The organism is Weissella oryzae SG25 (assembly GCF_000691805.2).
In the GTDB taxonomy this organism is placed as follows: domain Bacteria; phylum Bacillota; class Bacilli; order Lactobacillales; family Lactobacillaceae; genus Weissella; species Weissella oryzae.
This window is the reverse complement of record NZ_DF820486.1, coordinates 24,613-50,246: the sequence shown is the minus strand read 5'-3', so window position 1 is coordinate 50,246 and position 25,634 is coordinate 24,613. Positions and strand designations below refer to the sequence as shown.

Sequence of the window (25,634 nt, the reverse complement as noted above, 5' to 3'; positions counted from 1 at the left end):
TAATGACTTTAGATTTGTATGATTTTGTCGCATCGATTCCTGATTTTCCTGAAGCAGGAATTAACTTTCGTGACATTACCCCTTTACTAGCTGATGGGGCAGCATACGCAGAAGCAACACGGCAAATTGCAGATTACGCCCGTCAAAAGGGTGTAAGTGTGATTGTTGGGCCCGAATCGCGTGGCTTTTTGGTTGGTGGTCCAGTTGCTAATGAATTGGGTATTGGCTTAGTACCAGCACGTAAGCCAGGTAAGTTGCCACGTGAAGTGATTCAAGAATCATACTCACTTGAATATGGTAAGGCAACATTGGAGATTCACACCGATTCAATTAAGCCCGGTGATAAAGTGATGATTACCGATGACTTGTTGGCTACTGGGGGCACAATTGCAGCGACAATTCGCTTGGTTGAACGTTTGGGCGGTGAAGTAGTCGCTTTGGCGTTCTTGATTGAGCTTAATGATTTACACGGTCGTGACAAACTTGCGGGCTACGATATTTTAACATTAATGAATTATAACGATTAACTAGAATTAATCGATTAAATAAATAGGGTCAAGAAAAATTTTAAAATTTTTCTTGACCCTATTTAAAATTTACGGAAGACCGCTGAAACAAAACCGATTAAGCGGTTTTGGGGCATGGCCTTTTTACTAACAACTAGCTTAGTAGTTTGATCTTCATAAACTTTTAGCTGGTTGGCGTCGGCGGTTTGAGCGTAGGTAACAATTAGTTCGTCACCAGGTAAAATATGCTCTGCGATTAAATCATTATTGAGCTGTTGGAAAATAAATTGATGCTCTTTATCAATCGGTTCAACCCCAGCTGAATTGAGATCATCATTGAGGTTAAGCTCTAGTTCTGTTTCAGCAATTGGGGCAAGGTAATGATAGCCTGATTCGGTGATTGTCCAGCCACGAGATTGATTGGCTTTACGGCTTAAAAATCCCTTACGCTCTAGGCGCGATAGGTGGCCGTGCACAGTTGACGGTGCAGTTAGGCCAACACCAGCGCCAATTTCACGGACTGTTGGTGCATAGCCATGCGTACTGAGATAGCCGGCAATGAATTTCAAAACATTATATTGTGTTTCATGACGTTCAGTCATATCCAGCCTCCTAAAACATTTACCTTCACTCTAGCGTATTTGTAAAATAATGCAAGCTTAATTGCCAGGGAACCGCTAAGAATATGCATAGAAGAATACTTAGCCAAGCTGAATATTTCGTATTTATTTTTTACATGTTAGAATTAAGAAAAGTTATTTTGGAGGATAAGTAGATGGCAGAATCAGAACGTATGTTGGCAGTCCGGGCCCGGATTAATGACTTGGCAGCTAAGGCCAAGTCCGCCGAAGGTCTAACCGCTGAAGAAGAAGCTGAGCGTAAAGATTTACGCCAAGAATTTCTTGAAAACTTCCGAGCATCTTTCCGTTCACAAGTGGAAATGATGCAAGTCTTTGATGAAGCGGGAAATGAAGTTACACCAGAAAAAGTGCGTCAAGTTCAACGGGAAAAAGGCCTTCGGGATAACTAATTCAAGGAATTAGCCTAGGCAAACCTTAGTAAAACTGATAGAATTATGATTGATTTAAAATTACTTGGAGATATATCATGAATACTGGACTTTGGATTTTGCTGATTGTAGTTGCATTATTGGTTGGTGCTGTTTTGGGCTTCTTTATCGCTCGTCGGTCAATGGAGAGTTATTTGCAAAAGAACCCACCAATTAGTGAAGAGATGATGCGACAAATGATGACTAATATGGGTCGCAAGCCATCACAAAAACAGTTAAAGCAAACAATGGCGCAAATGAAGCAAGCGCAACAACAAAGCAATAAGAAATAAGCACTTTAGGTTAGTAGTGTAAAATTATTGTAAGAGCTTTTAAGCCAAAAACAAGCGAAATCCTATATGGATTTCGCTTGTTTTTTTAAGCTTTGGTTTCTTTAGGTTTGGGGTCAATATAGACAAAGTTTGGATCAAGGTCATGATCAATTTGATCAAAGGCACTTTGTAAGTCTAGACCGAAAGCCTGCATATTTTCATCAGATAATTTAGTCTTTTTATCAACATAGATTGGGTTACCGTAGCTCATCTTAACGTTGTTACGTTTGAACAGACCACTTAATTTAACGGGGCCTTGGTAGACCATTGGAACGACTGGGACGCCAGAAAGTTTGGCAATCATCATGACGCCACCCTTCATAGCCTGTGAATGGCGCGAACCAGTTGGAAACATGATTAGTGATAGATTGCTCTTCTTTAATTTTTGGACGGGCATTTTAATAACACTTGGTCCCGGATTGGCGCGATCTACCGGAAAGGCATTGGCGTGCGTCAAAATGTAGCGTAAAATTGGATTCTTGAAGAGTTCGATTTTTGCCATAAACATAAAGCGAGTTGGCCAAGCGGCTAAGGCAAAGTAGATTGGATCCCACCAAGTACGGTGTGGTCCAACTAAGATATAATTACCGGTGGGCAATTTATCAGCATTGTGAATTTCAAAGCGGCCATTGACTAGCCAGACGATGCCAGCAGCCACGGCACGAATAAATGTGTAAAACATACGTGCTCCTATATAAAAAATAATTGCTATAGAGGATATTATCCCACATTTTGAAAGAGTGTGGCAAATCGGAGTGAAAAATGAAAGATGTAGAAATTAGACCAGGCGAACGGATTGATATGCTATACGCCGATACTGTTAAGATTATTCAAAGTGCGGAAGTTTTTTCTTTTTCACTGGATGCAGTTTTGTTGGCACAATTTGCCAAGCCTAAAAAGAAGGGTAAGGGACTGACCGTAGATCTGGGGGCTGGTAATGGTGCAATTTCTTTGTTTATGGCACACAAAGTGATTGGTCAAATTATTAGCGTTGAGATTCAACCCCGCTTAGCGGATATGGCGCAACGTTCAGTTGACATGAATGAATTGAACGATAAAATTACGGTTTTGAATGCAGATATGCGGGATGTATTTTCAACCATCAAGCCTGGGAGTGTTGACACTGTTGTGTCTAATCCGCCATATTTTACAGTGGAAGAGCAGACGAAAAGAAATTTAAATGAACATTATGCAATCGCCCGACATGAAATTAAGGCGGACCTAAAATTAGTCACAACAACGGCAAGTAAATTATTGAAAAGCGCTGGCCATTTTTATATGGTTCACCGGCCGGACCGTTTATTTGAAATTTTAGATGCACTTCGGGCGGTTAATTTAACGCCAAAGCAGATTCAATTTGTGTACCCTAAAGTGGGGATGGAGGCAAATGTTGTCCTAATTGATGCAATTAAGCAAGGTCAATTAACGGGAGCGAAAATCTTGCCACCAATTATTACTCACAAGGCCAATAATGACTACACGGATGAAGTTTTGGCCATCTATGCGGGGCTGGCTGATGAATAAGCCTTACTATATGTATGTTTTATTAACGGCTGCTAATACCCTCTATACTGGTTTTACAGATGATGTTGGACGGCGGTTTGCACAACATCAAGCGGGATTGGGAGCTAAGTACACCCGGCCAGCGAGTCGGCGACCACTTAAATTACTTTATGCGCAAGCTTATCCGACAAAACATGATGCGCTAAGTGCCGAGGCTTTATTTAAAAGAAAAACGCGGGCTGAAAAATTAACTTTTTTGCAAGACCAAGGCGTTACGGACTTTACACCAGCAAAGTAATCTAGTAAACTTATATCTTGGTTCTTATGAACTAAAAATACTCACTAACACCAATAAATGTACAGGTGCCAATTTGGTCGTGCGTTTACATGCGATGTTAGGTGGAAAAACATTTGGAGGCAGATACTCATGGCAGTAATCTCAATGAAGCAATTGCTTGAAGCTGGTGTACATTTTGGACACCAAACACGTCGTTGGAACCCAAAGATGGACGAATTCATCTTTACTGAGCGTAACGGAATCTACATTATCGACTTGCAAAAGACGGTAAAGTTGGTTGACCAAGCTTATAACTATGTTCGCGACGCTGCTGCTGATGGTGCTATCGTATTGTTCGTTGGTACTAAGAAGCAAGCTCAAGATGCAATTGCTGAAGAAGCAACACGTGCAAACATGTACTTCGTAAACCACCGTTGGTTGGGTGGAACTTTGACTAACTGGTCAACGATCCAACAACGTATTGCGCACTTGAAGGAGTTGCGTGCGATGGCTGAAGATGGTACTTTCGACCGTTTGCCAAAGAAGGAAGTTGCGCTTTTGAACAAGAAGCGTGAGAAGTTGGAGAAGTTCTTGGGTGGTATCGCTGATATGCCTAAGGTTCCAGACTTGATGTTCATCGTTGATCCTCACAAGGAGCAAATTGCTGTGCAAGAGGCACACAAGTTGAACATTCCTATCGTTGCCATGGTTGATACTAATGCTGATCCTGACCAAATCGATGTTAAGATTCCATCAAATGATGACGCTATTCGTGCCGTTCGTTTGATCACAGCAAAGATGGCTGACGCAATCATCGAGGGAAACCAAGGTGAAGATGCTGTTGCTGCTGAAGATTTTGATAACGAAGGTTCAGATAAGGCTGCATCAATTGAAGAATTAACTGAAATTGTTGAAGGTAACAACTAAACCTCTTTTCAGGTTAAAAGCTGACTACATTAGCTAGTCAGCTTTTTTTGTGCATTCATTGCGCACTGATTTGTTTGGAAAATAAAATAAAGGCGCCCATACCTAGGAAAAAGCCGAATATTTGTGTATAATATTTTAGATAACTAATAAGATTTTTAAGGAGACTTAACAACATGGCTATTACTGCAGCACAAGTTAAGGAATTACGTGAGAAGACTGGCGTTGGAATGATGGATGCCAAGAAGGCTTTGGTTGAAACTGAAGGTGACATGGATAAGGCCATTGATATTTTGCGCGAAAAAGGGATGGCAAAAGCCGCTAAGAAGGCTGACACTATCGCCGCTGAGGGAATGACATATGTTGCTGTTAAGGGAGACTTTGCGGCAATTGTTGAGCTTAACTCACAAACTGATTTCGTGGCTGGAAATGCAGAATTTAACGAATTGTTGCATGCTGTTGCAAATGCAATCGTTGAATTTAAGCCAGCTGACGTCGAAGCTGCTTTGGCTTTGGAAGTTTCAGCTGACCAAACATTGAATGAATTGATTATTCACACTACGCAAATCACTGGTGAGAAGATTACACTACGTCGCTTCCAAATTCTTGAGAAGCAAGCTGGTCAAAGCTTCGGCGCTTACTCACATATGGGTGGTCGGATTTCATCACTTGTATTGGTGGACGGTGCTGATGAATCAACTGCCAAGGACATCGCAATGCACGTCGCTGCGATTGCACCACAATTTGTTTCACGCGAGCAAGTACCAGCTGATGTATTAGCTCACGAGAAGGAAGTTCAAATGAACTCAGAAGACCTTGCTGGTAAGCCAGAAAACATCAAAGAGAAGATGGTTGAAGGTCGTTTGAACAAGTTCTTGGCTGACATTTCACTAGTTGACCAACCATTTGTTAAAGGTGATGGCAAGGAAACTGTTGCACAATATGTTGAAGCTAACCATGGTTCAGTAGTTTCATTCGTTCGCTACGAAGTTGGTGAAGGTATTGAAAAGGCAGAAGTTGACTTTGCTGCTGAAGTTATGAGTCAAATCAACTAATTGAGGCTTATAAAAAATGGCAGACGTAAAGTATAAGCGGGTTTTGTTAAAGCTTTCTGGTGAGGCTTTGGCCGGTTCAAAAGGCTATGGGATTGATCCAGAAACAGTTAACAATATTGCGCAAGAGATTAAAGAAGTTTATGAGCTTGGGGTAGAGATCGCCGTTGTTATTGGTGGTGGTAATCTTTGGCGAGGTGAAGCAGGTGCTAGCCTTGGTATGGAACGAGCTCAGGCTGATTATGTTGGTATGTTAGGTACTGTAATGAATTCATTAGCAATGCAAGATGCGCTTGAATCATTAGATGTACCTACCCGAGTACAAACTTCAATTGAGATGCGTCAAGTCGCTGAGCCATACGTACGTCGTAAGGCAGTTCGTCATTTGGAAAAAGGTCGGGTCGTAATCTTTGGAGCTGGTACTGGTTCACCTTATTTCTCAACTGATACAACGGCGGCACTTCGAGCTGCTGAAATCAATGCAGAAGCAATTCTGATGGCTAAGAATGGGGTCGATGGGGTTTATAACGATGATCCACGCAAGAATCCTAATGCTGTGATGTTTGAAACATTAACGCATAAGGATATTATCGAGCAAGGCTTAAAGGTTATGGATTCAACAGCATCAACCCTTTCAATGGACAACGATATTTCTTTGGTTATCTTTAATATGAATACCATGGGAAATATTAAGCGAGTTATTCTAGGTGAAAATATCGGTACAACCGTGGAAGGAAAGTAAGTGATGGCTAATAATTCAATTCTTAATAATGCTAAAGAGAAGATGACTAAGGCTGGCGATGTTTTACGTCGTAACCTTGGAAATATTCGGGCTGGCGTAGCTAATCCATCAATTTTGCGTAATATTACGGCAGAATATTATGGGGCAGACACACCATTGAATCAATTAGCGTCAGTGACGGTTCCTGAAGCTCGGGTACTATTGATTACCCCTTTTGATCGTTCAGCGCTAAAAAATATCGAACAAGCTATTTTTGCTTCTGATTTGGGACTAACGCCAGCCAATGACGGATCTGTTATTCGCCTAGTTATTCCAGCATTAACAGAGGAAACGCGTAAAAACCTTGCCAAAGAAGTTAAGGGTGAGGCTGAACAAGCTAAGGTCGCTGTTCGTAATATTCGTCGTGATGCGATGGATGAAACGAAAAAAGCTTTGAAAAATAGTGAGTTGAGTGAAGATGAAGCTCACAAATTAGAAGATGATATTCAAAAGGCAACTGATGGCGCAGTCAAAGAACTTGATGCAATCGCTGCTGAAAAAGAAAAGGAACTCCTAACAATCTAAGTTTGGGTTCTTTATGTAAAAAGTGGTCTAGTGGTAAACTAGGACACTTTTTTTGTACAAAAGAATAGACTTGAAAAAAGTTAGCAAATTGTTCTATAATTAAGACGTAAAATTTAATACTTCAGGGCAGGGTGCAATTCCCGACCGGTGGTAATCTGTGTAGGCAGTAGTCCACGACTCGCATAGCGATCGATTTGGTGAGATTCCAAGACCGACAGTATAGTCTGGTATGAAGAAGAAAAGGATAGTCTAACTAGCCGTCTTTTTTGTGTCGCCCTGATACAAGAAAGGCTTTTTTTGACGGTTTAAGTTAGCGGTAAAATTTTATGAGTTCTACACGTCGTTTAACAGTGATTTCACTGTTGTCAGTTATTGCTTTTGGGTTAATGATTTTCCCAACCTTCCCGTTGATTCCGGGGGCCGCTTTTTTGAAAATTGATTTTTCAATTGTACCGATTTTATTAGGTGCTTTCTTATTAGATTTAAGAAGTGGCTATTTGATTTTGTTAATTCGGACAATTTTAAAATTGCTATTAGCCAATCAAGGAGTTTCTGATTATATTGGTTTACCGATGAATATAATTGCAATGGGGGTTTTTTTGACCGTGGTTTATATGGGCGTTAGAGGAGCAAAGAATTTCTCAATTCGGCGCTATACGATTAGCGTATTCTTTGCTAGCTTGGCATTAACCACAGTAATGGTCATTTTAAATTATGTCTATGCAGTACCACTTTATGCGGCCTTTGCTAATTTTGATATTAACAAGATGATTGGCTTGGCCAATTATCTCCTCTATATGGTTATACCTTTTAATCTGGTGCAGGGTCTAATTTTAGGCCTAGCAACGGGGGTAGTATATTTTGCTTTACAGCCATTTATTAAAAGAACGGCCAAAGAATTGGTAAAATAACAATTATCCATCATAATTTGTCTGTGCTACACTGGTAAGAAAACTAGGAGCTAGCCATGGACAATGATTTCTTAATCACTTTGTTTTCCGCGGAGCAAGCCCGTCGGAGCAGAGTGATTTTTGGTTTATTAAAGAATATAACCACGGTTTCGACGTTATATGGTGGTTTAAGGTATCAATTGTTGGATTATATTGGCTTTTTACCTAACCTGACTGAGGATGAATACAGCCAGACGATTGAGACATTTTTGCAAAAAGCTTGGTTAGAGACTGACTCGGCCGGGCAATTATTATTAACAGCCAAGGGGGTGGCAGCCCAACAAAATTATCGTAGCCAACATGTGATTCCAGAACATTTAGCTGAGTTAGGTAGTATTAACTTATCTGCTTGGCAGGACAGCTTTTTATTAGCAAATCAAATTGTGTCAGAATTAAGTTACAAAAATAAGCAGTATTACCCCTTGCAGGTTGGACCACAATTAATGTTTTTGGTCCGTCGTTGGTATTATCAGGTACGGGGCCAGGGATTAACAGAAGCGTGGATTGCTGACCTGGAAAGCTTTTTAAAGACCTTGCCTAGTCAGCAGGCGGACAATTTTGCAGCAACTTGGATTGGTCATGCTGATCCAGGCGAGGTACAGGCACAATTAACTTTGCCAGCCACTTGGAACCAGTTTGATTTCAAAGTCTGGCAGTGGAATTGTTATTTAGCTTGGTCGGCCTATTTACGACAAAGAGCATTCGATAATAACAGCCCCATTCAAAAATTGTGGCAGTCAATTGCAGTTAAAGCACCACTACCAGCGCCAGTTATGCAGACCCTACGCGCTTTTGAGCAAGGGTTGACCTTGGAAAATATTGCCAGTTATCGGCGCATTAAGATTGGGACGGTGCGAGAGCATCTATTAACAGCGGCTATTTTACTGGATGTATCAGCTTTTCCCTATCAGCGTTTTTTAGATGAGGGCATACTAACCTATTTTGCAACTCATTTACAGGGGAACATTGATCAGTGGCAGTTTAAAGCTGTTCGCCAGAGTGCGAATCCAATGGAGTTTTTTTATTTCCGCTTATATTCAATTCAAAAGACGAAGGAGGCTTTTAAATGATTGATTCAATAGATTTAAAAGCAGCTTTGGTGAAAGAATTTGGTTTTACGACCTTTCGACCTGGTCAAGCAGAAGTAATCGAAGCGATTTTGATGGCTAAATCGGCCTTGGCGGTGTTACCAACTGGTGGCGGCAAGACTTTGATTTATCAAATGTTGGGTCGCCTTCGACCCGGTTTGACAATTATTGTTACGCCATTATTATCTTTGATGCAAGACCAAGTAGCACGGTTAAATTATTTAGGCGAAACGCGGGCAGTTGCGCTTAATTCGGCTTTAGTTGGGCAAGAACGGCAGTTGGTTATATCACAGTTAAATCACTACCGCTTTTTATTCATCTCACCAGAAATGTTGAGCCAAGCGCCGGTATTAAAGCGGTTAAAGCAATTAACCATTAATTTATTTGTCATTGATGAGGCCCATACAATCATTAGCTGGGGACCAGATTTTAGACCTGAATATCTCAAGTTACCAGCAATTCACCAGCAGTTACAACGACCACAGTTGTTATTACTGACGGCCACGGCAACACCTAAGATGTTGACGGCAGTCCAGGAAATCTTCACCCTAAAAGAGCAAGAAAGTTGGTTTGTTTATCAGCAAGCCGCTGATCGTCCCAATATTCATTTACATACTGAACAATTCGTCGATGAGGATAGTAAACGAACCCGTCTGTTGACTCTAATCAGACAGTTAGCTGGTCCAGGAATTATCTATGTCAGTAGTCGGCGCCTTGCTAATCAATTAGCAGCTGCCTTGCAAGCCACTGGCAAAACCGGGGTAATGGCTTACCATGCGGGAATGGATTACCTTACACGTTATAAAATTCAGCAGCAGTTTATGTTGGGGAAGCTTAATTTAATTGTGGCAACTTCAGCTTTTGGGATGGGAATCGATAAAGCAGATATTCGCTATGTGATTCACTATCAGTTAAGTGCGGATTTACCGAATTACTTACAAGAGTTTGGCCGGGCTGGCCGTGATGGTCAAGCGGCTTTAGCAATTTTATTATATGCGGCTGGTGATGAATATTTACAAAAAAATTTAATTGAGCGTAGTCTGCCAAGCACACAGCAATTGGAACTAATTTATACAGATAAAGTTGACCTTAAGCAGTTGGATCCACAGTTAGTACGGGTTGTGACTAGTTATCAGGAACAAGGGTATGATTTAGCACAAACAGCGCTAATTTTTGAGAAACGACGGATTGAGAAGCTCCAAGCGCTCAAAGAAATGGTTGATTATGCAAAAGCAACGATGAATTTACGGCAGACTTTACTTAAAACGTTTAGTCAGGTTGATTTATCCAAACTTAGTGCAACGAATGAAAGTTCCGGTAGCCAAAGTGAGGCTTTAGCCAAGTTTTTATTAGCACAGCCAGACAAAATAGGGCCTAATCCCCAAAGTAAACTGAATTGGTCGGTTAAAATGGCAAAACTATTTAATTTAGATTAAAAAAACCAGTGAGTAGTTTTATTTGTGGATGAAATGTGCTAAATTATCATAATGATATTAGAGTTAGAAAAAGCAGACTGAACGTGGGGAGATCAAAGATGACAGAAAAAGATAACCAATCAAAGCCTTGGGAGGCATCTTTTGACGACCAACCGACTCAGCGATATTCACGTTCGCAAACCCGGCGCCGTTCACAACGTGTGAGTATGATTGTTGGAATTTTAGTGGCGATTATAATCGCCTTATCTTTTATTCCGGTCTATAAGTACTTACAAGAGCTAAACCAGCCAAATAATGATTCAACTGGTGTAGCAGCGTTATCACAAAGTTCAACCACAAAGACATCTAAAGTTGATATTGCGGCATCAAGTTCTAAAGCTGCCGCAGCCAAATCTGCTTCAAAAAAGGCTGCTTCAGAGAGCTCAGTGGCTGCAGCCAAAGCAGCCTCAAGCTCATCAGCCGCAGCCGCAAGTTCATCAGCGGCTGCGGCATCAAGCTCGTCAGCTAATGCGACGGCTAAGTTTGCCAGTGGGACTTTGTATAGCTTTGCTCGTGATAACGGTACAACGCCAGAAGCATTATATGCGCTTAATCCGGGACTAACAGCGACTAACTATTCCCAATATTATGGGCAAGAGCTAAAAATTAAGTAGGCAGAGGCCGAATAGAACCGCTTACGGCTTTATTCGGTTTTTCTTTGTAAATTGGCACATTCATTAAAAGGACGAGGGAAATTAATTATGACAATGCAAATTGCAATTGATGGCCCAGCTTCGGCTGGTAAATCAACAATTGCGAAAATCGTGGCGGCAAATTTAAATTATGTTTATGTAGATACAGGAGCAATGTATCGGGCGGTAACTTTGGCAGCGTTAGAAACCCAGCTTGATCTTAATGATGAACAAGCCATCACTAAGCTTTTGCCTAACATTGATATTACCTTTGCACCCGGCGAGCCAGTCCAAAAAGTCTTTTTAAATGGGCAAGAGATTACAGCAGCAATTCGGTCAACAAAGGTCACTGAAAATGTGTCATTGGTTTCTGCCTATGCGGCAGTGCGGACAGTGATGACTGAATTACAACAAACGATTGCCAGCAAGGATAATGTTGTGATGGATGGCCGTGATATTGGGACTACGGTTCTACCACAAGCCCAAGTTAAGATTTTTTTGATTGCTTCGGTCGCAGAACGCGCAGAACGCCGCTATAAAGAAAACCAAGCTAAGGGGATGCAGACAAGTAGCTTGGCTGATTTAGAAGCGGCCATTGCTAAACGTGATTACCTTGATTCACATCGGGCGGTATCACCTTTAAAAAAGGCGGCAGATGCAATTGAATTAGATACAACTGGGTTAACAATCCAAGAAGTTGTGGCCGCAGTTGAGGCAATTATTGCAACTGCTTTAAAATAATAGAAAAACTTAAACAAAGTCACAAAAATCGCTAGTAATTATGCGGACTTTTTAGTATAATTGTTGCTAGAGTCGTGTGACCAGGAGGATATATTGTAATGAACGAAGAGAACAACGAGCTATTGGCAGCTCTTGACAGCGTAGCCGAAGTTAAAGTTGGTGATGTCGTTAAGGGTGAAGTTTTGGCCATTGATGACGCCCGTCAAGTTATCGTAGGTATCGAAGGTGCCGGTGTTGAAGGTGTAATTCCTTCACGCGAATTGACAGCTGATCGTGATGCTAACGTTAACGATTTGGTCAAGGTTGGAGACGTTTTGGATTTGGTAGTTGTATCAACTATCGGTTCTGACAAAGAAGGTGGATCATACCTATTGTCAAAGCGTCGCCTTGAGGCTCGTCGTGCTTGGGAAGAAATCGCAAGCAAGCACAATGTCGATGACATTGTAGAAGCCCCAGTAACACAAGTTGTTAAGGGTGGTTTGGTTGTCGATGTTGAAGGTGTACGTGGCTTCGTACCTGCTTCAATGATTGAAAACCGTTTTGTGCAAGATTTGAACCAATACAAGGGACAAACTATTCGTGCAAAGATTATTGAAATCAACGCAGCTGACAGTCGTTTGATTTTGTCACGCCGTGATGTTTTGAATGAGGAGCGCGCAGCAGCTTTGACCCGCGTCTTTAACGAATTGGCTGTTGGAGATGTTGTCGAGGGTAAGGTTGCCCGTATGACTAACTTCGGTGCCTTCATCGACCTTGGTGGAGTTGACGGATTGGTCCATGTATCTGAAATCTCACACGAACGCGTTTCACAACCATCAGATGTATTGTCTGTTGGTGAAGAAGTTAAGGTTAAGGTTCTTGGTTTGGACGCTGAAAAAGAGCGTATCTCATTGTCAATCAAGGCAACACAACCAGGACCTTGGGAAGCAGCAGCAACTGAAGCTCCTGAAGGTGCAGTTATCGAAGGTACTGTAAAGCGTGTCGTTGATTTCGGTGCTTTCGTTGAAGTGTTCCCAGGTGTTGAAGGTTTGGTGCACGTTTCACAAATCTCACACAAGCACGTCGATAACCCATCAGACGTTTTGAAGGCCGGTGACAAGGTTAAGGTTAAGGTTTTGGAAGTAAACCCTGACAAGCAACGTTTGTCATTGTCAATCAAGGCTTTGGAAGAAGCTCCTGCACGCGAAGAGCGTTCAGAGCGTTCAAACAACAACAATAACAGCAACAACGACCGTCCACGTCGCAACCGTCGTCCACGTCAAGAGTCAGCTCCTATGAACTACTCAACACAAGACGAAGAAGGTTCTGCAACTTTGGGTGACGCCTTTGGTGACATCCTAAAGGACTTCCGTTAATAAAAGCGCATTACTGTGCTTACTAGATTTGGTGCAAGCCTGATTTAGTTTAAAAGGGCTAACTGTTGATTCAGTTAGCCCTTTTTGTTTTGCGCAAATAAATATTATTAGCAATTTACCCATTAAGTTTTGAAAATGATAAAATTAATACAAGTAAACTTAAGGGGTTAGGGATGAAAAAATATTTAAAGAATTTGCGGACTTTTTTGGGGACGAGCCGGCAATATATTAAGCCAATACTGTTATTTCATATATTAGTGATTGCTTTGGTCACACCAGCTTTAATTGCTTTAACTAATCGAATATTAGCAAATGAACATATAAATACAATCTCAGTTGACGATGTTATTAATATTTTAACCAAACATATTTGGACGACCATCGCCCTAGTTTTGGTAGTACTTATAATGTTAATTTTTGTTTATATTGAATTTAGCTTTTTAGTTTTTTTGGCATATTTTGTTGCTAAAAAGCAAAGTGTCACTTTTCGCCAACTAATGTTTTTAGTAATCGGACGGTTAAAACAAATTCGGCTATCAACAATTGGTTTCTTTATTGTTTATTTCTTAGTGATTTTACCGCTAAGTGGATTTGCGGGGAATCTTGATTTTATTTCAAGAATCAGAATTCCTAGCTTTATTATGAGTGTGGTGATTACTGGCCCTTGGCTTTTTAAAATTATTTATTTATTGGTGACCTTGGCTAGTATTTATCTAGCCTGGCGTTGGATTTTAGTCTTACCGTTAGTTATTTTAAAAAAATCACGTTTACGTTATGCTCTTAAGCAAAGTTGGCAATTAACAAGCAGACGGTTTTGGAGCTTCTTCTGGCAATTATTGCTGTTAGTTGCGGTCTTAGTTGTGATTTTTGTAGCCTTTTCAACCGGCTTGGTCGCAATTCAAGGTTATGTTGACACACACTTTGCGCACCTTGCTCTAGCTAGTGCGGTCATTAATTTGTCTTTGGTTCAACTGGTAGGCATGATTCAGTTAATTTTGTTGCTAGTGTTAATCTTTTTTGTAATAATCCAGCTTTTAGACGAACAAGCAGTACTACCAGAAGCAATTAAGCTACCACCTTTCCGCCGTTTTCGTATCCTAGCCAGAATTTTCGGCTGGATAGTGACAGTACTCTTTCTTGGAGTATTTGTCCTTGGGGTGTTTTTAGAGAATTATCTCTATTTACAACCAAAGCAATTAGCTAAACCTATGTTAATTTCACACCGCGGCTTAACTAATAATCATGGTGTACAAAATACGATTCCAGCGCTAAAATTTACCAGTAAAAATTATCATCCTGATTATGTTGAAATGGATATCCGGCAAAGCAAGGATAAGAAATTTGTGGTGATGCATGATGATAATCTACAAACCTTAGCAAATAAAAATTGGAAGGTTGAGAGTAAAGACTATCGTGATTTAGTTAATCTACCATTAAGTGAAAATGGCTATCATGCTAAGTTGCCTGGCTTTACGGAATACTTCAATACAGCTGATAAATTACATCAAAAGTTATTAATTGAAATTAAAGTAAATCAAGGTCAAGATGCTAAAGCAGTGACAGACAATTTTATAAAGCAGTATGGAAAACAAGTTGTTGCTAATAAAGCGATGATTCATTCTTTGAGTTTAGAAGTTACAAAAGAAGCGCGTAAGCAACTGCCCAAAACGACTACTAGTTATATCATGCCCTTTAATATTTTAGGAGTGCCAATGATTAGTGCCAATGCATTTTCAATGGAAGTCTCTAGTTTAGATGAAAGTTTTGTGTTTGATGCACAAGAACAGGGAAAGCAAGTTTTCGCATGGGATGTTGATGATGCTGATACGGTCCAAAGAATGCGTATTTATGGTGTTGATGCATTAATTAGTGACGATATGCCCTTGGTAAGGGATATGGTAATTAATGATCCACAAAATTTGACCTATGCTCAAAAGATACGAATTCATATCCGTGATATGAATAATCGAGTGCTGAATAGCTTTTTAAATACGAATTGGCAAGACCGTGACGTATAATTAACTATCTTTATCCTAATAAATAGGCTAAAATTAAATGTTAAGTAAAATTGTATTTATGAAAAAATAAAGGAGGCGCAAAATGGCATATCCAGTTGTTGCCATCGTTGGCCGTCCAAATGTTGGAAAGTCAACAATCTTTAACCGAATCGCGGGTGACCGGATTTCAATTGTTGAAGATACGCCAGGCGTAACACGTGATCGGATTTATACGCGAGCTGAATGGCTCACCCGTGAGTTCCGATTAATTGATACTGGTGGAATCGACATGAGCGATGAGCCTTTTATGACACAAATTGTCCAACAGGCAGAAATTGCAATTGATGAAGCCGATGTGATTGTATTTATGGTTTCAGCCCTAGAAGGGTTGACTGATGCTGATGAGCGGGTTGCTAAAATTTTATACCGCTCAAATAAGCCCGTGATTTTGGCAGTTAATAAAGTTGATAATATTGAGAAGCGAGCTGATATTTATGATTTTTATGCCCTAGGCTTTGGTGATCCATTCCCAATTTCTGGTGCGCATGGTACTGGCTTGGGTGATTTGCTCGATGAAGTAATGGCTCATTTCCCAGCCAAAGAAGAGACACAAGAAGATCAAACGATTCGTTTTTCATTGATTGGTCGGCCAAATGTTGGAAAGTCATCATTGGTCAATGCGATGTTAGGTGAGGAACGTGTGATTGTTTCAGATATTGCTGGGACAACGCGTGACGCAATTGACACACGCTTTACGACCCCTGAAGGGGATGAATTTACCATGGTTGATACTGCTGGTATTCGTAAGCGGGGCAAGGTCTACGAAAATACTGAAAAGTATTCTGTTATGCGGGCGATGCGCGCAATTGATGATTCAAATGTGGTCTTGATGGTTTTGAATGCTGAAGAAGGTATTCGTGACCAAGATAAGCACGTTGCCGGATATGCCCATGAGGCTGGTCGAGCCGTGATTATTGTTGTCAATAAGTGGGATACGCTTGAAAAAGATAACCACACAATGGCAGAATTTGAAGAAACGATTCGGGCTGAGTTCCAGTATTTAGCTTATGCACCAATTATTTTCGTTTCTGCAAAGACTAAGCAACGCTTAAACAAGTTACCAGACTTGATAAAGCGCGTTAATGAAAATCATCAACGACGGATTCAGTCTGCAACTTTGAATGAAGTAATTATGGATGCCTTGGCTTTGAATCCAACACCAAACATGAATGGTAAGCGTTTGCGAGTTTATTATGCAACGCAAGTGGCAATTCAGCCACCAACATTTGTGGTCTTTGTAAACGACCCTGAATTGATGCATTTCTCTTATGAACGTTTCTTGGAGAATCAAATTCGTAAAGCCTTTGATTTCACAGGAACACCAATTCATTTGATTAAACGTGCGCGCACATAAACTGGCGCTAATTGTTTTACAGCGTTTTAAATGCTTGAAAGCAATACAACGACAGTGGAAATATAAAGCAGCCCTTTTGTAAGGACTGTTTTTATTTTGAATAAATTAGAAGCTAGATGTAATAGTACTAATGGGAAGTACAGTTTGTATAATGATTTAGTTATTGAAAATGGGGGACAGTAGCTTGATAAAAAAACAGAAAATGGGACTGATTATGGTGGCCTTAATCATGATTGGCTTAGTTATGCGGTCCACTTTTACGACAATTCCTTTAATGCTTAATGATTTATCGCAAGCATTAAAGTTGCCAATTAAAACTTTAGGCATTTTAACCACGATTCCTTTAGCGATGTTCATGCTTATTTCAAACTTTGCCAGTAAGACCATTGAATGGCTTGGCTTGAAGTCTGCGACTTTATTAATCTTGGGGCTATTGGCTTTAGGGGCTGGCTTACGTATCATTACAACGATTCCTACCATGTTGATTGGGACAGCCCTGATAGGAATTGCAATTGCGCATCTTAATGTTTTTATGCCAACTTTGGTGGCTGAATACTTTCCACAACGGATTGGGGTAATGACTTCTTTATACTCCTTGGCGATTATGGCTGGGACGATTATTTTTAATTTAACAACAGCATCGATTATTGCTCTGACTAGTTGGCATGTTGTGATTTGGCTGCTCTTTTTAATTCCATTGGCAGTGCTAATATTGTGGTTTTTTGCGATGCAAACCTTACCGACTCGCCCAAGACCAACAGCTAAAGACTGGAAGCAGGTAAAATTTAAAACTTGGCGTAATCGACGTGCTTGGCCTTTTTTAATCGCTTTTGGGAGCCAATCAATGTTGAACTATGTCTTTATCGCTTGGCTACCGGTTTTAATGGCCTATCATCATCTAAATAGCCAACAAATTGCTTTGGGAATGACGATGATGGTGATTACTAATATTCCAATTGCGTTATTGATACCAAATCTTGTAACGGTTTTACGCTCTAAACAGTTATTGATTTTAGTCGCTGCAATTACGGCAATAGGCTTGATTGCCGCAATAATGATGTTTTTCCAAAATGACCAGTTTAGTTTTTGGTTAGTTGAAGCCTTACTGGTTGGTATTTTTATTGGCTTTTTCTTTATTTTTACCTTAACTATGTTTGCCGTAAAAACGCAAACGGCAAACCAGACGGCTGCTCTTTCTGGCATGGCCCAAGCAGGTGGTTATTTATTAGCTGCACTTGGACCAACCGCTTATGGAATAGCTTATGGGATTGATCCGCTGGGCTATGTTCAAAATATAGTTTTCATAGCGACAATTCTCTTAGCAAGCGCAGCTACATTTTTGATTATTAAGATCAAGCACGTTTAAATTTAACTAATTATTTAAAAAAAGTTTTTTTGCTTGCTAGTTTTAAAAAGTTTTAGTAGCATATTGAGAGTAGTTATTGGAGATATACCCAAGTCTGGCTGAAGGGAACGGTCTAGAAAACCGTCAGGTCGGGAAACCGGCGCGAGGGTTCGAATCCCTCTATCTCCTTAATGCTTTTAGCTAAGAAGGTTGCCAAGTATTTACTTGGTGACCTTTTTAGTTTGCTTGCTTAAAAATCTGATTAAATCCCATAAAAATTCGAGTAATGAGTGAAATAAAAGCACTAATTAAGTTAAATGTCGGTATAATAGTTTTTATTAGTAGTCTTTTATATAATAAAATTAAAATAAACTAAGTTGGTGTGAGCCAAATAAAAAAGAGGGAGGGCAGTATGACACCTAAAATGCGTGTATCGCAGCAACGCAAACGAGCCCAAAATTGGCGCCAATTGCTACAAGAAACCAATCAATACATTGATTGGATGATTTTATTACCCGTAATGTTTCTCATGATGCTGGGAACTATCATGGTTTACTCGGCAAGTGCAGATATGCCAACGGGGTCAGCTTTATCGTATGTACTCAAGCAGGCTTTTTTTCAGCTAACGGGTTTTTTCGGGATTTTACTAATTTTCCACGTTAAATTCCGTTGGCAAACGCGCCGAACTCAATGGCTAATTCGGATTGCAATGACCACTACGATCTTTTTAATGTTAGTTGCTTTTGTCTTCGGACAGGCCATTAATGGTGCTAAAGGTTGGATTTTATTGGGGCCAATTTCATTACAGCCAGTTGAGTTTTTTAAGATAACGCTGATTTTATTCCTAGCGTATACCTTGGGGCATGTCTTGAAGGAAGATGATAGTTTGCGTCCAGCAAGGCGGCGTTGGCCGCAAATCTTTATGGGTATTGCCTTAGCTGGTGTTGCCCTTGACTTAATCATGCCCGATGTTGGTGGCGTTTTGATTATTACAATGATTGCATTAACGATTATTTCAGTTCGTTGGCGACCAATTACAGTTGTGGCTTGGGCAGGTGCATTAGGCTTAGCTTATATCTTTATCCCTAATTTCATTAGCCTATTTGGCTTGGAAAATAGTAAGAGTTATATGGTGGCCCGCTTTATCGCCTACATTAATCCTTGGCAAGTGGCATCTTCGTCTGGTTTGCAATTGATTAATTCTCTCTATGCCATTTCTAACGGTGGTATCTTTGGTCGTGGCTTAGGTAATAGTTTACAAAAGTTTGGTAATTTACCAGAACCCAATACAGATTTTATTATGGCGATTGTTGCCGAAGAGTTGGGCCTTTTTGCTGTGATTATAATTTTGGCTTTGGTTTATTTAATTATTTTCAGATTGATAACATGGGGGATGCGTACAAAGGTAATGTTTTATCGTTTGACCCTCTATGGTTTTGCAATGTATTTTTTCATGCAAGTGCTAGTTAATTTTGGGGGCGTAGTCGGTGCTTTGCCAATTACTGGTGTGACTTTTCCATTTATTTCCTATGGTGGTTCGTCAATTTGGTCATTATCGATTGCGTTGGGGATTTCAATGAATATTATCAAGCAGATAAAACATGAAGTAGCCCAGACTAAGGAGGCTTAAAATGGATTTTGAGTTGGTAGCCCGCCGTTCGGTGGTAGTATATTTAAAAAATATGCGGCAAGCACGCCAGTTAAGACGATTTGGTGTAGTTGAATATATTTCTGAAAAAATGAAATATGCAGTAATTGCAATGAATGATCAAGATGTTGCTGCAAAAGTTCCTTTAATTGAACGTTTAGGCTTTGTTCGCGAAGTGAAACTATCACATTGGCCAGAAGTGGATCCAACGGTTGGTAGTAACAATCAAGACAGCTATGAATTAGTTGTTGACCCAGTTGAATTAGCTGATGAACCTGTTGATGAAGAGGAACTATAATGAGAATTATTAGTGGAGAATTTGGCGGTCGCCCCTTAAAGGCTGTTCCGGGGACTGCTACACGTCCAACCACGGATAAAGTTAAAGAAGCAATTTTTTCAATGATCGGGCCTTATTTTGAAGGTGGCCGTTCTTTGGATCTCTACGCTGGTTCAGGTGGTTTAAGTATTGAAGGAGTTTCACGAGGAATTGACATGGCTGTATTGGTCGACCGACAATATGCAGCGGTAAAAACCATCAATGATAATATTGCTATGACTAAAGCACCTGAACGATTTAAGGTGTTTAAGTCAACTGCAGAGAGCGTGATTCAACAATTAACAGGTCAAGCACCTTTTGATTTGTTATATTTTGATCCACCCTATGCAAAACAGACAATTGTGGCTGATTTGATGAATTTAACAGCGGCTAATTTAATTGCAAAAGATGCATTAATTGTGGCCGAGACTGATCAAGCTGCTGATTTGCCTAGTGATTTACCTGGTTTTACCTTTCTTAAAGCTAAAGATTATGGAATCACGGTGGTTAGTTTATATCAGTATGATGGAGGACAAGCATGATTAGGGTAGTCTTTCCGGGGAGTTTTGACCCTTTTACAAATGGTCATCTAGATGTTGTTGCACGAGCAGCAAAAATGTTTGATGAAGTAATTATTGCAGTAGGAACGAATACAAGTAAGCAATATTTATTTTCAACAGCTGAAAAAATGAAGCTAATTCAAGCAGCAGTTGCTGATTATCAAAATGTTTCGCTTGTTGAGATGCACGGATTAACGGTTGAATTTGTGCAAGAACTTGGTGCTGGAGTTTTGTTGCGTGGCTTGCGAAACGAACGTGATTATCAATATGAGCGTGATATCGCTACGATGAATTTTCGATTAGGTGGCATTGAGACGTTATTTATGATGGCACGGCCAGAAAACCAAAATATTTCTTCAAGCACCTTAAAAGAAGTGGCTAGTTTTGGTGCTGATGTAAGTGACTTTGTACCTGCTGTTGTTGCAGAGGCTTTGGCGAGCCGCTTTAAAAAAGAGATCTAACTATGAAAAAGAGAAAAAAGAGAAAAAAGAGAAAAAAGAGATTTAATTGGCAGTTAACTGCTAAGATAAGCGCCGTTTTTTTGGGGCTTATTTTTATCTTAGGAGTTACAGTTCCTTTACCTATTTACGTTGAAACGCCTGGGGCGGCTGATGCACTTACTTCATACATTAAAATTGATGAAAAACCGGCTAAAGTGGATGGTAAGTATTTGATAACTTCAGTTTATTTACAACAAGTAACTGGACTAAGCGCTTTAGTATCTTTATTTAATCCGCATGCAACATTGATGAGCGCAGCACAGGCTAATTCAGGTACCACAGCGCAAAATTCGGTTAAGATTAATAAAATTTATATGAATTCTGCTGTGAATGAGGCTAAAGTAAATGCCTTTCGAGCAGCTGATATCCCGTATAAAAGACATTATAATGGCTTGTATGTGATGGCAATTCAGGATAATTCACATTTTAAGGCTGATTTGAAGGTGGGTGACATGATTACCGCAATCGACGGCAAACATTTCCCATCAGCTAAAGGTTTTCAAGATTATATTCGTAAGCAAAAGGTTGGGACGGAAATTACTATTAATTACCAGCGGGGTAACGACCATAAGGTTGCACGCCAAAAGACCGTTGCCTTGGCAGGAACTAAATATTTAGCGGGAATTGGCATTATGTTAGCAGATGCGGTTGATGTTAAATCAGATACTAATATCCAAGCCAACATGGGAGATATTGGTGGTCCTTCAGGTGGTTTGATGTTTTCTTTGCAAATGTATGATGCTTTGGATAAAAATTTAAATCTAGCCCGTGGTCGGACAATCGCTGGAACAGGAACAATTGATAATCAAGGAAATGTTGGTGAAATCGGTGGAATTGATAAAAAAGTTATTGTTGCCTACCAAGCCGGTGCAAAGATTTTCTTTGCACCATATTTAAAGCCGACTAAGGAAAACCTACAGTATGAAGAAGACGGTAAAACCAATTATCAAGAAGCCAAGGCCGTCGCTAAGAAGTATGCACCTGGTATGAAGGTTGTACCGGTTAAAACCTTTAGTGAAGCGGTAAGTTATTTAGAGAAGCATTAAGCCTACCTATACCAATTTTGACCATTTGGACGAATGAAAATTGACAATCCTATTTAATACAGGGATAATATCGGTATTGAAAGAAAAAATCAGTGGTGTTCATATATACCATTTTAAGAGGGAGTAACTATGTCATATTGTGGAATTGTCGGCTTTACTAGCCTTAATTATCAATCAGCGCCAGTTTTGTTAAAGGGATTAGAAAAATTAGAGTATCGGGGATATGATTCTGCGGGAATTTTTGTCCCTAATGCTGATGAAAATATGGATCAGTTGGTAAAGGAAAAGGGCCGAGTGGCTGACTTGGAAGCCTTAGTGGCAACAAAACATGTTGCTGGTACTGCTGGAATTGCGCACACACGTTGGGCAACTCATGGACAACCATCAGTTGAAAATGCGCATCCACATGTTTCAAATGATGGACGATTCTATTTAGTTCACAATGGCGTAATTGAAAATTATGAAGAGCTAAAAGAAACTTTGTTGAAGGATGTCAAATTACATTCAGATACTGATACCGAGGTTGGGGTACAAGTAATCGCTAAATTAGTAGCCGATGAAGGACTAACAACTTTTGAGGCCTTTAACAAGGCTTTGACGCTTTTCTCAAATGACTCTGAGTCAGCTTACGGCTTCTTGCTAATGGACCGTGAGGAACCTGAGCGGATGTATGTTGCCAAGCGTAAGTCACCATTATTGATTGGTGTTGGTAAGGATTTTAATGTAGTTACATCTGATGCAATTGCTATGTTGGATCAAACGAAAGATTTCTTGGAGTTGCACGATGGCGAAGTTGCAATCGTTGATCCCACTGAAGTAAAGTTGTTTGATGCAGCTGGTCAGGAAATTGTACGCGAACCATTCCACTTGGATATTGATGCTTCAGAGACTGATAAGGGTACCTATCCTTTCTACATGCTAAAAGAAATTGATGAGCAACCAATTGTAATTCGCAATCTCTTGGCTCGTTACTTTAATGCTGATAAGAAGCTCCAATTTGGCTCAGAAATCTTGCGTGAAATTAAGGAAGCCGATCGGCTATATATTATTGCCGCTGGAACTTCTTATCATGCTGGTCTTGTTGGGGGCCGAATGTTTGAGCAGTGGGCTGGTAAGCCAACTGAAGTGCATATTTCTTCAGAATTCGCTTATGAACAACCTCTCTTAGCAGAAAAGCCTTTCTTTATCTTCCTATCACAGTCAGGTGAAACAGCGGACTCACGCGAAGTGCTGCAACAAATTAATGTCCAAGGTTATCATTCTTTGACACTAACAAATGTTGAGAAGTCAACTTTATGGCGTGAGGCAACTTATGCTTTGCCATTGTTGGCTGGACCAGAAATTGCGGTTGCTTCAACTAAAGCTTATATTGCACAAGTAACTTTGGAGTCAATGTTGGCCTATGCAGTTGCTGATCAGAGTCAGCTTGACTTTGATTTGGAACAAGCACTATCAAAAATCGCAGTCGATATTCAAGGGATTGTGGATGATAAAGAGGTCTTCCAAAAGGTTGCCGAAGAGTTATTCGTACCAGCCACAAGCGCCTTTTACATTGGCCGTGGAGTCGATTCAGCTGTATCATTAGAAGCCGCTTTGAAGCTCAAAGAAATTTCTTATGTACAGGCTGAAGGGTTTGCAGCTGGTGAGTTGAAGCACGGTACGCTAGCTTTGATTGAGGACGGAACACCGGTTGTAGCTTTGATGACTCAAGCAAAGATGGCCTTACTAACACGTGGAAACTTGGCTGAAACGCAAGCTCGTGGCGCACATGCCTTTACCATTGTTTCAAAGTCAATTGCCAAGGCAAATGATGATTATATTTTGCCAGATACGGTTGAACTATTATCACCTTTGCTTTCAGTTGTACCAACTCAGTTGTTGGCCTACTATACTTCATTAGGTCGTGGCCTTGATGTTGATCGGCCTCGTAATCTAGCTAAGTCAGTTACAGTTCAATAATTAAATTAACAAAACAAACTGGTCTTGTTTCATTTTTTTGATACAAAGATCAGTTTTTTATTTACAGCAAGTAATGATAAATTGAATTGGGTACATGCAAGCTTGTCCTGGCTGTTTTAAAAGTAAGCTTAAGGATTGCGCTAAAATTGCTTAGAACTTAGCTGATATTTAACTGGCAATCAGTGTAAAATTAAAGCATGCAGAATGTAAGAGGAGTGTGGGATAATGTCAAAAGTTAGGGTAATTGCACGGTCAAAAACTGAACTTGAACTGCAAGAAAATGCTAAAAAGAATGATATTGTTGATTTGACAGACATTAACAATATTGACTTATCAGTGTTCACTGAGGCAATTAATACGGTAACGGATACAGCAACGAAAAACGTTATTGCTGAGCAACATGAGCAATGGGAAAAGGCGCAAAAAGATGTGCAAAAGGCTGCCGTTGAGAATGCTAAACTTACAACAGAAAAAGCCTTACAGGTTCAATTGGCGGAGCTACAACAGAAATTAGCCAGTAAGGACGCCGAGATTGAGAAGTCAAAGTTGGAAATTCAACAAGGTTTACAGGAACAAATTACTGGTTTGCAAATGGAGCTTTCTAACAAGGATGCTGAAATTAGACAATCACAGCTGGAAACTGAAAACAAATTTAAAGATGAGTTGTCAAAAAAAGAATTAGCATTAACAAAACTACAAGCCGATTTGAACGTTAAAGAGCAAGAAAAGGAATTAGCGATTAAGACTGAAAAAGAAAAGGCCGAATTAGTGCGCAAAGGACTGCAAGAACAACTAGATCAGGCCAAAGATTTCAAGGCGAAGCAATCAACTAAAGAAATTGGGGAGAGTTTAGAGCAGTATGCTTCTAATGAATTTAATCGCTTACGTTCCTTTGCTTTTCCCAATGCTTATTTTGAAAAAGATAATGAAGTTTCAAAGACGTCCGGCTCAAAGGGGGACTTTATTTTTCGTAACTATGAAGATGGCGAAGAATTTATATCGATTATGTTTGATATGAAAAATGAGATGGATGCTGATATTTCAAAATCAAAGAAGCATAAGAATGCCGATTTCTTCAAAGAGCTTGATAAAGATCGTAAGGAAAAGCACACGGAATATGCTGTGCTAGTTTCGCTACTCGAACCGTATGATGATTTGTATAATACAGGGATTGTTGAGGTGCATGATTATGAAAAGATGTACGTTGTGCGGCCACAATTCTTCATTACAATTATTGGCTTATTAAATAACGCAGCCCGTAACTCCTTGGGTTATAAAAAAGAGTTAGCCGTTATTCGTGAACAGAATATCGATATTACTAGCTTTGAAGATAATCTCAATGACTTTAAAGAACGATTTGGTAAGAACTACACAAGTGCAGCTGATCATTATCAAAAAGCAATTGAGCAAATTGATCGTTCAATTGCTAGCATGGAGAAAATTAAGAAAGAATTGACAACATCGGAAAATCAGCTCCGCTTAGCCAATGATAAGGCACAAGATATTTCAATTAAGAAGTTGACACGCGGAAATGAAACGATGCAAGCAAAGTTTGCAGCCCTTAATAGTGGCGACTAGAAGTAGATTATCCATGAAAAATATTTAGTTTATAGTATGCGTTGAAAAAATCATACTAATTTAGATAAACACATAGTAAAAG

General features: G+C 39.9%; 27 protein-coding genes, 1 tRNA gene and 1 riboswitch. Of the genes, 26 read left to right on the top strand and 2 right to left on the bottom strand.

The features are described from left to right. Window positions 1-2: 2 nt before the first annotated feature. Window positions 3-527, top strand: a complete 525-nt coding sequence (locus TT13_RS02705; RefSeq protein ID WP_027698563.1) for an adenine phosphoribosyltransferase — start codon at window positions 3-5, stop codon at window positions 525-527. 62 nt (window positions 528-589) lie between these two features. Here the strand turns inward: TT13_RS02705 and TT13_RS02700 are convergent, their stop codons facing one another. Next, a complete protein-coding gene (locus tag TT13_RS02700) occupies window positions 590-1,108 on the bottom strand; it encodes a LexA family protein (protein WP_052348516.1) in 519 nt (172 codons plus the stop codon). Between the two features lie 173 nt (window positions 1,109-1,281). On the opposite strand from TT13_RS02700, the gene TT13_RS02695 reads away from it, so the two are divergent. Both TT13_RS02695 and TT13_RS02690 read left to right on the top strand, forming a co-directional pair. Continuing rightward, window positions 1,282-1,536 (top strand): DUF896 domain-containing protein, encoded by a 255-nt coding sequence (locus TT13_RS02695; protein ID WP_027698562.1) that lies wholly within the window; start codon window positions 1,282-1,284, stop codon window positions 1,534-1,536. 77 nt (window positions 1,537-1,613) lie between these two features. Then, window positions 1,614-1,847, top strand: a complete 234-nt coding sequence (locus TT13_RS02690) for a YneF family protein (protein ID WP_027698561.1) — start codon at window positions 1,614-1,616, stop codon at window positions 1,845-1,847. 85 nt (window positions 1,848-1,932) lie between these two features. Here TT13_RS02690 and TT13_RS02685 read toward each other — a convergent pair whose 3' ends face one another. Next, on the bottom strand, window positions 1,933-2,568 hold the full coding sequence (locus TT13_RS02685) for a lysophospholipid acyltransferase family protein (RefSeq protein ID WP_027698560.1): 636 nt from the start codon (window positions 2,566-2,568) through the stop codon (window positions 1,933-1,935). Between the two features lie 80 nt (window positions 2,569-2,648). On the opposite strand from TT13_RS02685, the gene TT13_RS02680 reads away from it, so the two are divergent. The 23 genes from TT13_RS02680 (at window position 2,649) to TT13_RS02570 (ending at window position 25,552) form a co-directional block, all read left to right on the top strand. After that, entirely contained in the window at window positions 2,649-3,410 is a 762-nt protein-coding gene (locus tag TT13_RS02680; RefSeq protein WP_027698559.1) for a tRNA1(Val) (adenine(37)-N6)-methyltransferase, read from the top strand. Further along, window positions 3,403-3,687 (top strand): GIY-YIG nuclease family protein, encoded by a 285-nt coding sequence (locus TT13_RS02675; protein ID WP_027698558.1) that lies wholly within the window; start codon window positions 3,403-3,405, stop codon window positions 3,685-3,687. The genes TT13_RS02680 and TT13_RS02675 overlap by 8 nt, the downstream gene beginning before the upstream one ends. A 129-nt stretch (window positions 3,688-3,816) precedes the next feature. Then, window positions 3,817-4,593: a 30S ribosomal protein S2 gene (rpsB, locus tag TT13_RS02670; RefSeq protein WP_027698557.1), complete on the top strand. Its 777-nt coding sequence runs from the start codon at window positions 3,817-3,819 to the stop codon at window positions 4,591-4,593. A 173-nt stretch (window positions 4,594-4,766) separates the two neighbouring features. Beyond that, the gene (gene tsf / locus TT13_RS02665; protein WP_027698556.1) at window positions 4,767-5,645 is read left to right on the top strand and encodes a translation elongation factor Ts; all 879 of its coding nucleotides are present in this window, start codon (window positions 4,767-4,769) and stop codon (window positions 5,643-5,645) included. Window positions 5,646-5,661: 16 nt separating this feature from the next. Further along, a complete protein-coding gene (gene pyrH, locus TT13_RS02660; RefSeq protein WP_027698555.1) occupies window positions 5,662-6,384 on the top strand; it encodes a UMP kinase in 723 nt (240 codons plus the stop codon). Between the two features lie 3 nt (window positions 6,385-6,387). Beyond that, window positions 6,388-6,948: a ribosome recycling factor gene (gene frr / locus TT13_RS02655; protein ID WP_027698554.1), complete on the top strand. Its 561-nt coding sequence runs from the start codon at window positions 6,388-6,390 to the stop codon at window positions 6,946-6,948. Between the two features lie 113 nt (window positions 6,949-7,061). Beyond that, a riboswitch (FMN riboswitch) is annotated at window positions 7,062-7,192 on the top strand. 82 nt (window positions 7,193-7,274) lie between these two features. Beyond that, complete coding sequence (locus TT13_RS02650) at window positions 7,275-7,859, top strand: ECF transporter S component (protein WP_027698553.1); 585 nt, start codon at window positions 7,275-7,277, stop codon at window positions 7,857-7,859. A 56-nt stretch (window positions 7,860-7,915) separates the two neighbouring features. Next, the gene (locus TT13_RS02645; protein WP_027698552.1) at window positions 7,916-8,968 is read left to right on the top strand and encodes a helix-turn-helix domain-containing protein; all 1,053 of its coding nucleotides are present in this window, start codon (window positions 7,916-7,918) and stop codon (window positions 8,966-8,968) included. Continuing rightward, window positions 8,965-10,422: a RecQ family ATP-dependent DNA helicase gene (locus TT13_RS02640; protein ID WP_027698551.1), complete on the top strand. Its 1,458-nt coding sequence runs from the start codon at window positions 8,965-8,967 to the stop codon at window positions 10,420-10,422. The genes TT13_RS02645 and TT13_RS02640 overlap by 4 nt, the downstream gene beginning before the upstream one ends. A 98-nt stretch (window positions 10,423-10,520) precedes the next feature. After that, window positions 10,521-11,075 (top strand): LysM peptidoglycan-binding domain-containing protein, encoded by a 555-nt coding sequence (locus tag TT13_RS02635; RefSeq protein ID WP_027698550.1) that lies wholly within the window; start codon window positions 10,521-10,523, stop codon window positions 11,073-11,075. An 87-nt stretch (window positions 11,076-11,162) separates the two neighbouring features. Continuing rightward, on the top strand, window positions 11,163-11,834 hold the full coding sequence (gene cmk, locus TT13_RS02630; RefSeq protein ID WP_027698549.1) for a (d)CMP kinase: 672 nt from the start codon (window positions 11,163-11,165) through the stop codon (window positions 11,832-11,834). A 98-nt stretch (window positions 11,835-11,932) separates the two neighbouring features. Continuing rightward, entirely contained in the window at window positions 11,933-13,189 is a 1,257-nt protein-coding gene (gene rpsA / locus TT13_RS02625; protein ID WP_027698548.1) for a 30S ribosomal protein S1, read from the top strand. A 173-nt stretch (window positions 13,190-13,362) separates the two neighbouring features. After that, the gene (locus TT13_RS02620) at window positions 13,363-15,207 is read left to right on the top strand and encodes a glycerophosphoryl diester phosphodiesterase membrane domain-containing protein (protein WP_027698547.1); all 1,845 of its coding nucleotides are present in this window, start codon (window positions 13,363-13,365) and stop codon (window positions 15,205-15,207) included. A gap of 82 nt (window positions 15,208-15,289) precedes the next feature. Continuing rightward, complete coding sequence (gene der, locus TT13_RS02615; protein ID WP_027698546.1) at window positions 15,290-16,600, top strand: ribosome biogenesis GTPase Der; 1,311 nt, start codon at window positions 15,290-15,292, stop codon at window positions 16,598-16,600. Between the two features lie 202 nt (window positions 16,601-16,802). Continuing rightward, the gene (locus tag TT13_RS02610) at window positions 16,803-17,966 is read left to right on the top strand and encodes an MFS transporter (RefSeq protein WP_052348515.1); all 1,164 of its coding nucleotides are present in this window, start codon (window positions 16,803-16,805) and stop codon (window positions 17,964-17,966) included. Between the two features lie 78 nt (window positions 17,967-18,044). Then, window positions 18,045-18,134: transfer RNA gene (locus tag TT13_RS02605), tRNA-Ser, on the top strand. Between the two features lie 223 nt (window positions 18,135-18,357). Continuing rightward, a complete protein-coding gene (locus TT13_RS02600; protein WP_052348514.1) occupies window positions 18,358-19,575 on the top strand; it encodes an FtsW/RodA/SpoVE family cell cycle protein in 1,218 nt (405 codons plus the stop codon). 1 nt (window position 19,576) lies between these two features. Beyond that, window positions 19,577-19,891 carry a YlbG family protein gene (locus TT13_RS02595; protein ID WP_027698543.1) on the top strand — a complete coding sequence of 105 codons (315 nt, stop codon included), beginning with the start codon at window positions 19,577-19,579 and terminating at the stop codon, window positions 19,889-19,891. Then, a complete protein-coding gene (gene rsmD / locus TT13_RS02590) occupies window positions 19,891-20,451 on the top strand; it encodes a 16S rRNA (guanine(966)-N(2))-methyltransferase RsmD (protein ID WP_027698542.1) in 561 nt (186 codons plus the stop codon). The genes TT13_RS02595 and rsmD overlap by 1 nt, the downstream gene beginning before the upstream one ends. Continuing rightward, a complete protein-coding gene (gene coaD, locus TT13_RS02585; RefSeq protein ID WP_027698541.1) occupies window positions 20,448-20,930 on the top strand; it encodes a pantetheine-phosphate adenylyltransferase in 483 nt (160 codons plus the stop codon). The genes rsmD and coaD overlap by 4 nt, the downstream gene beginning before the upstream one ends. A gap of 2 nt (window positions 20,931-20,932) precedes the next feature. After that, a complete protein-coding gene (locus TT13_RS02580; RefSeq protein WP_027698540.1) occupies window positions 20,933-22,015 on the top strand; it encodes a SepM family pheromone-processing serine protease in 1,083 nt (360 codons plus the stop codon). Between the two features lie 129 nt (window positions 22,016-22,144). Beyond that, a complete protein-coding gene (gene glmS / locus TT13_RS02575; protein ID WP_027698539.1) occupies window positions 22,145-23,974 on the top strand; it encodes a glutamine--fructose-6-phosphate transaminase (isomerizing) in 1,830 nt (609 codons plus the stop codon). 225 nt (window positions 23,975-24,199) lie between these two features. Further along, window positions 24,200-25,552, top strand: coding sequence for a DUF2130 domain-containing protein (locus TT13_RS02570; protein ID WP_027698538.1), 1,353 nt, complete (start codon window positions 24,200-24,202; stop codon window positions 25,550-25,552). Window positions 25,553-25,634 lie beyond the last annotated feature (82 nt).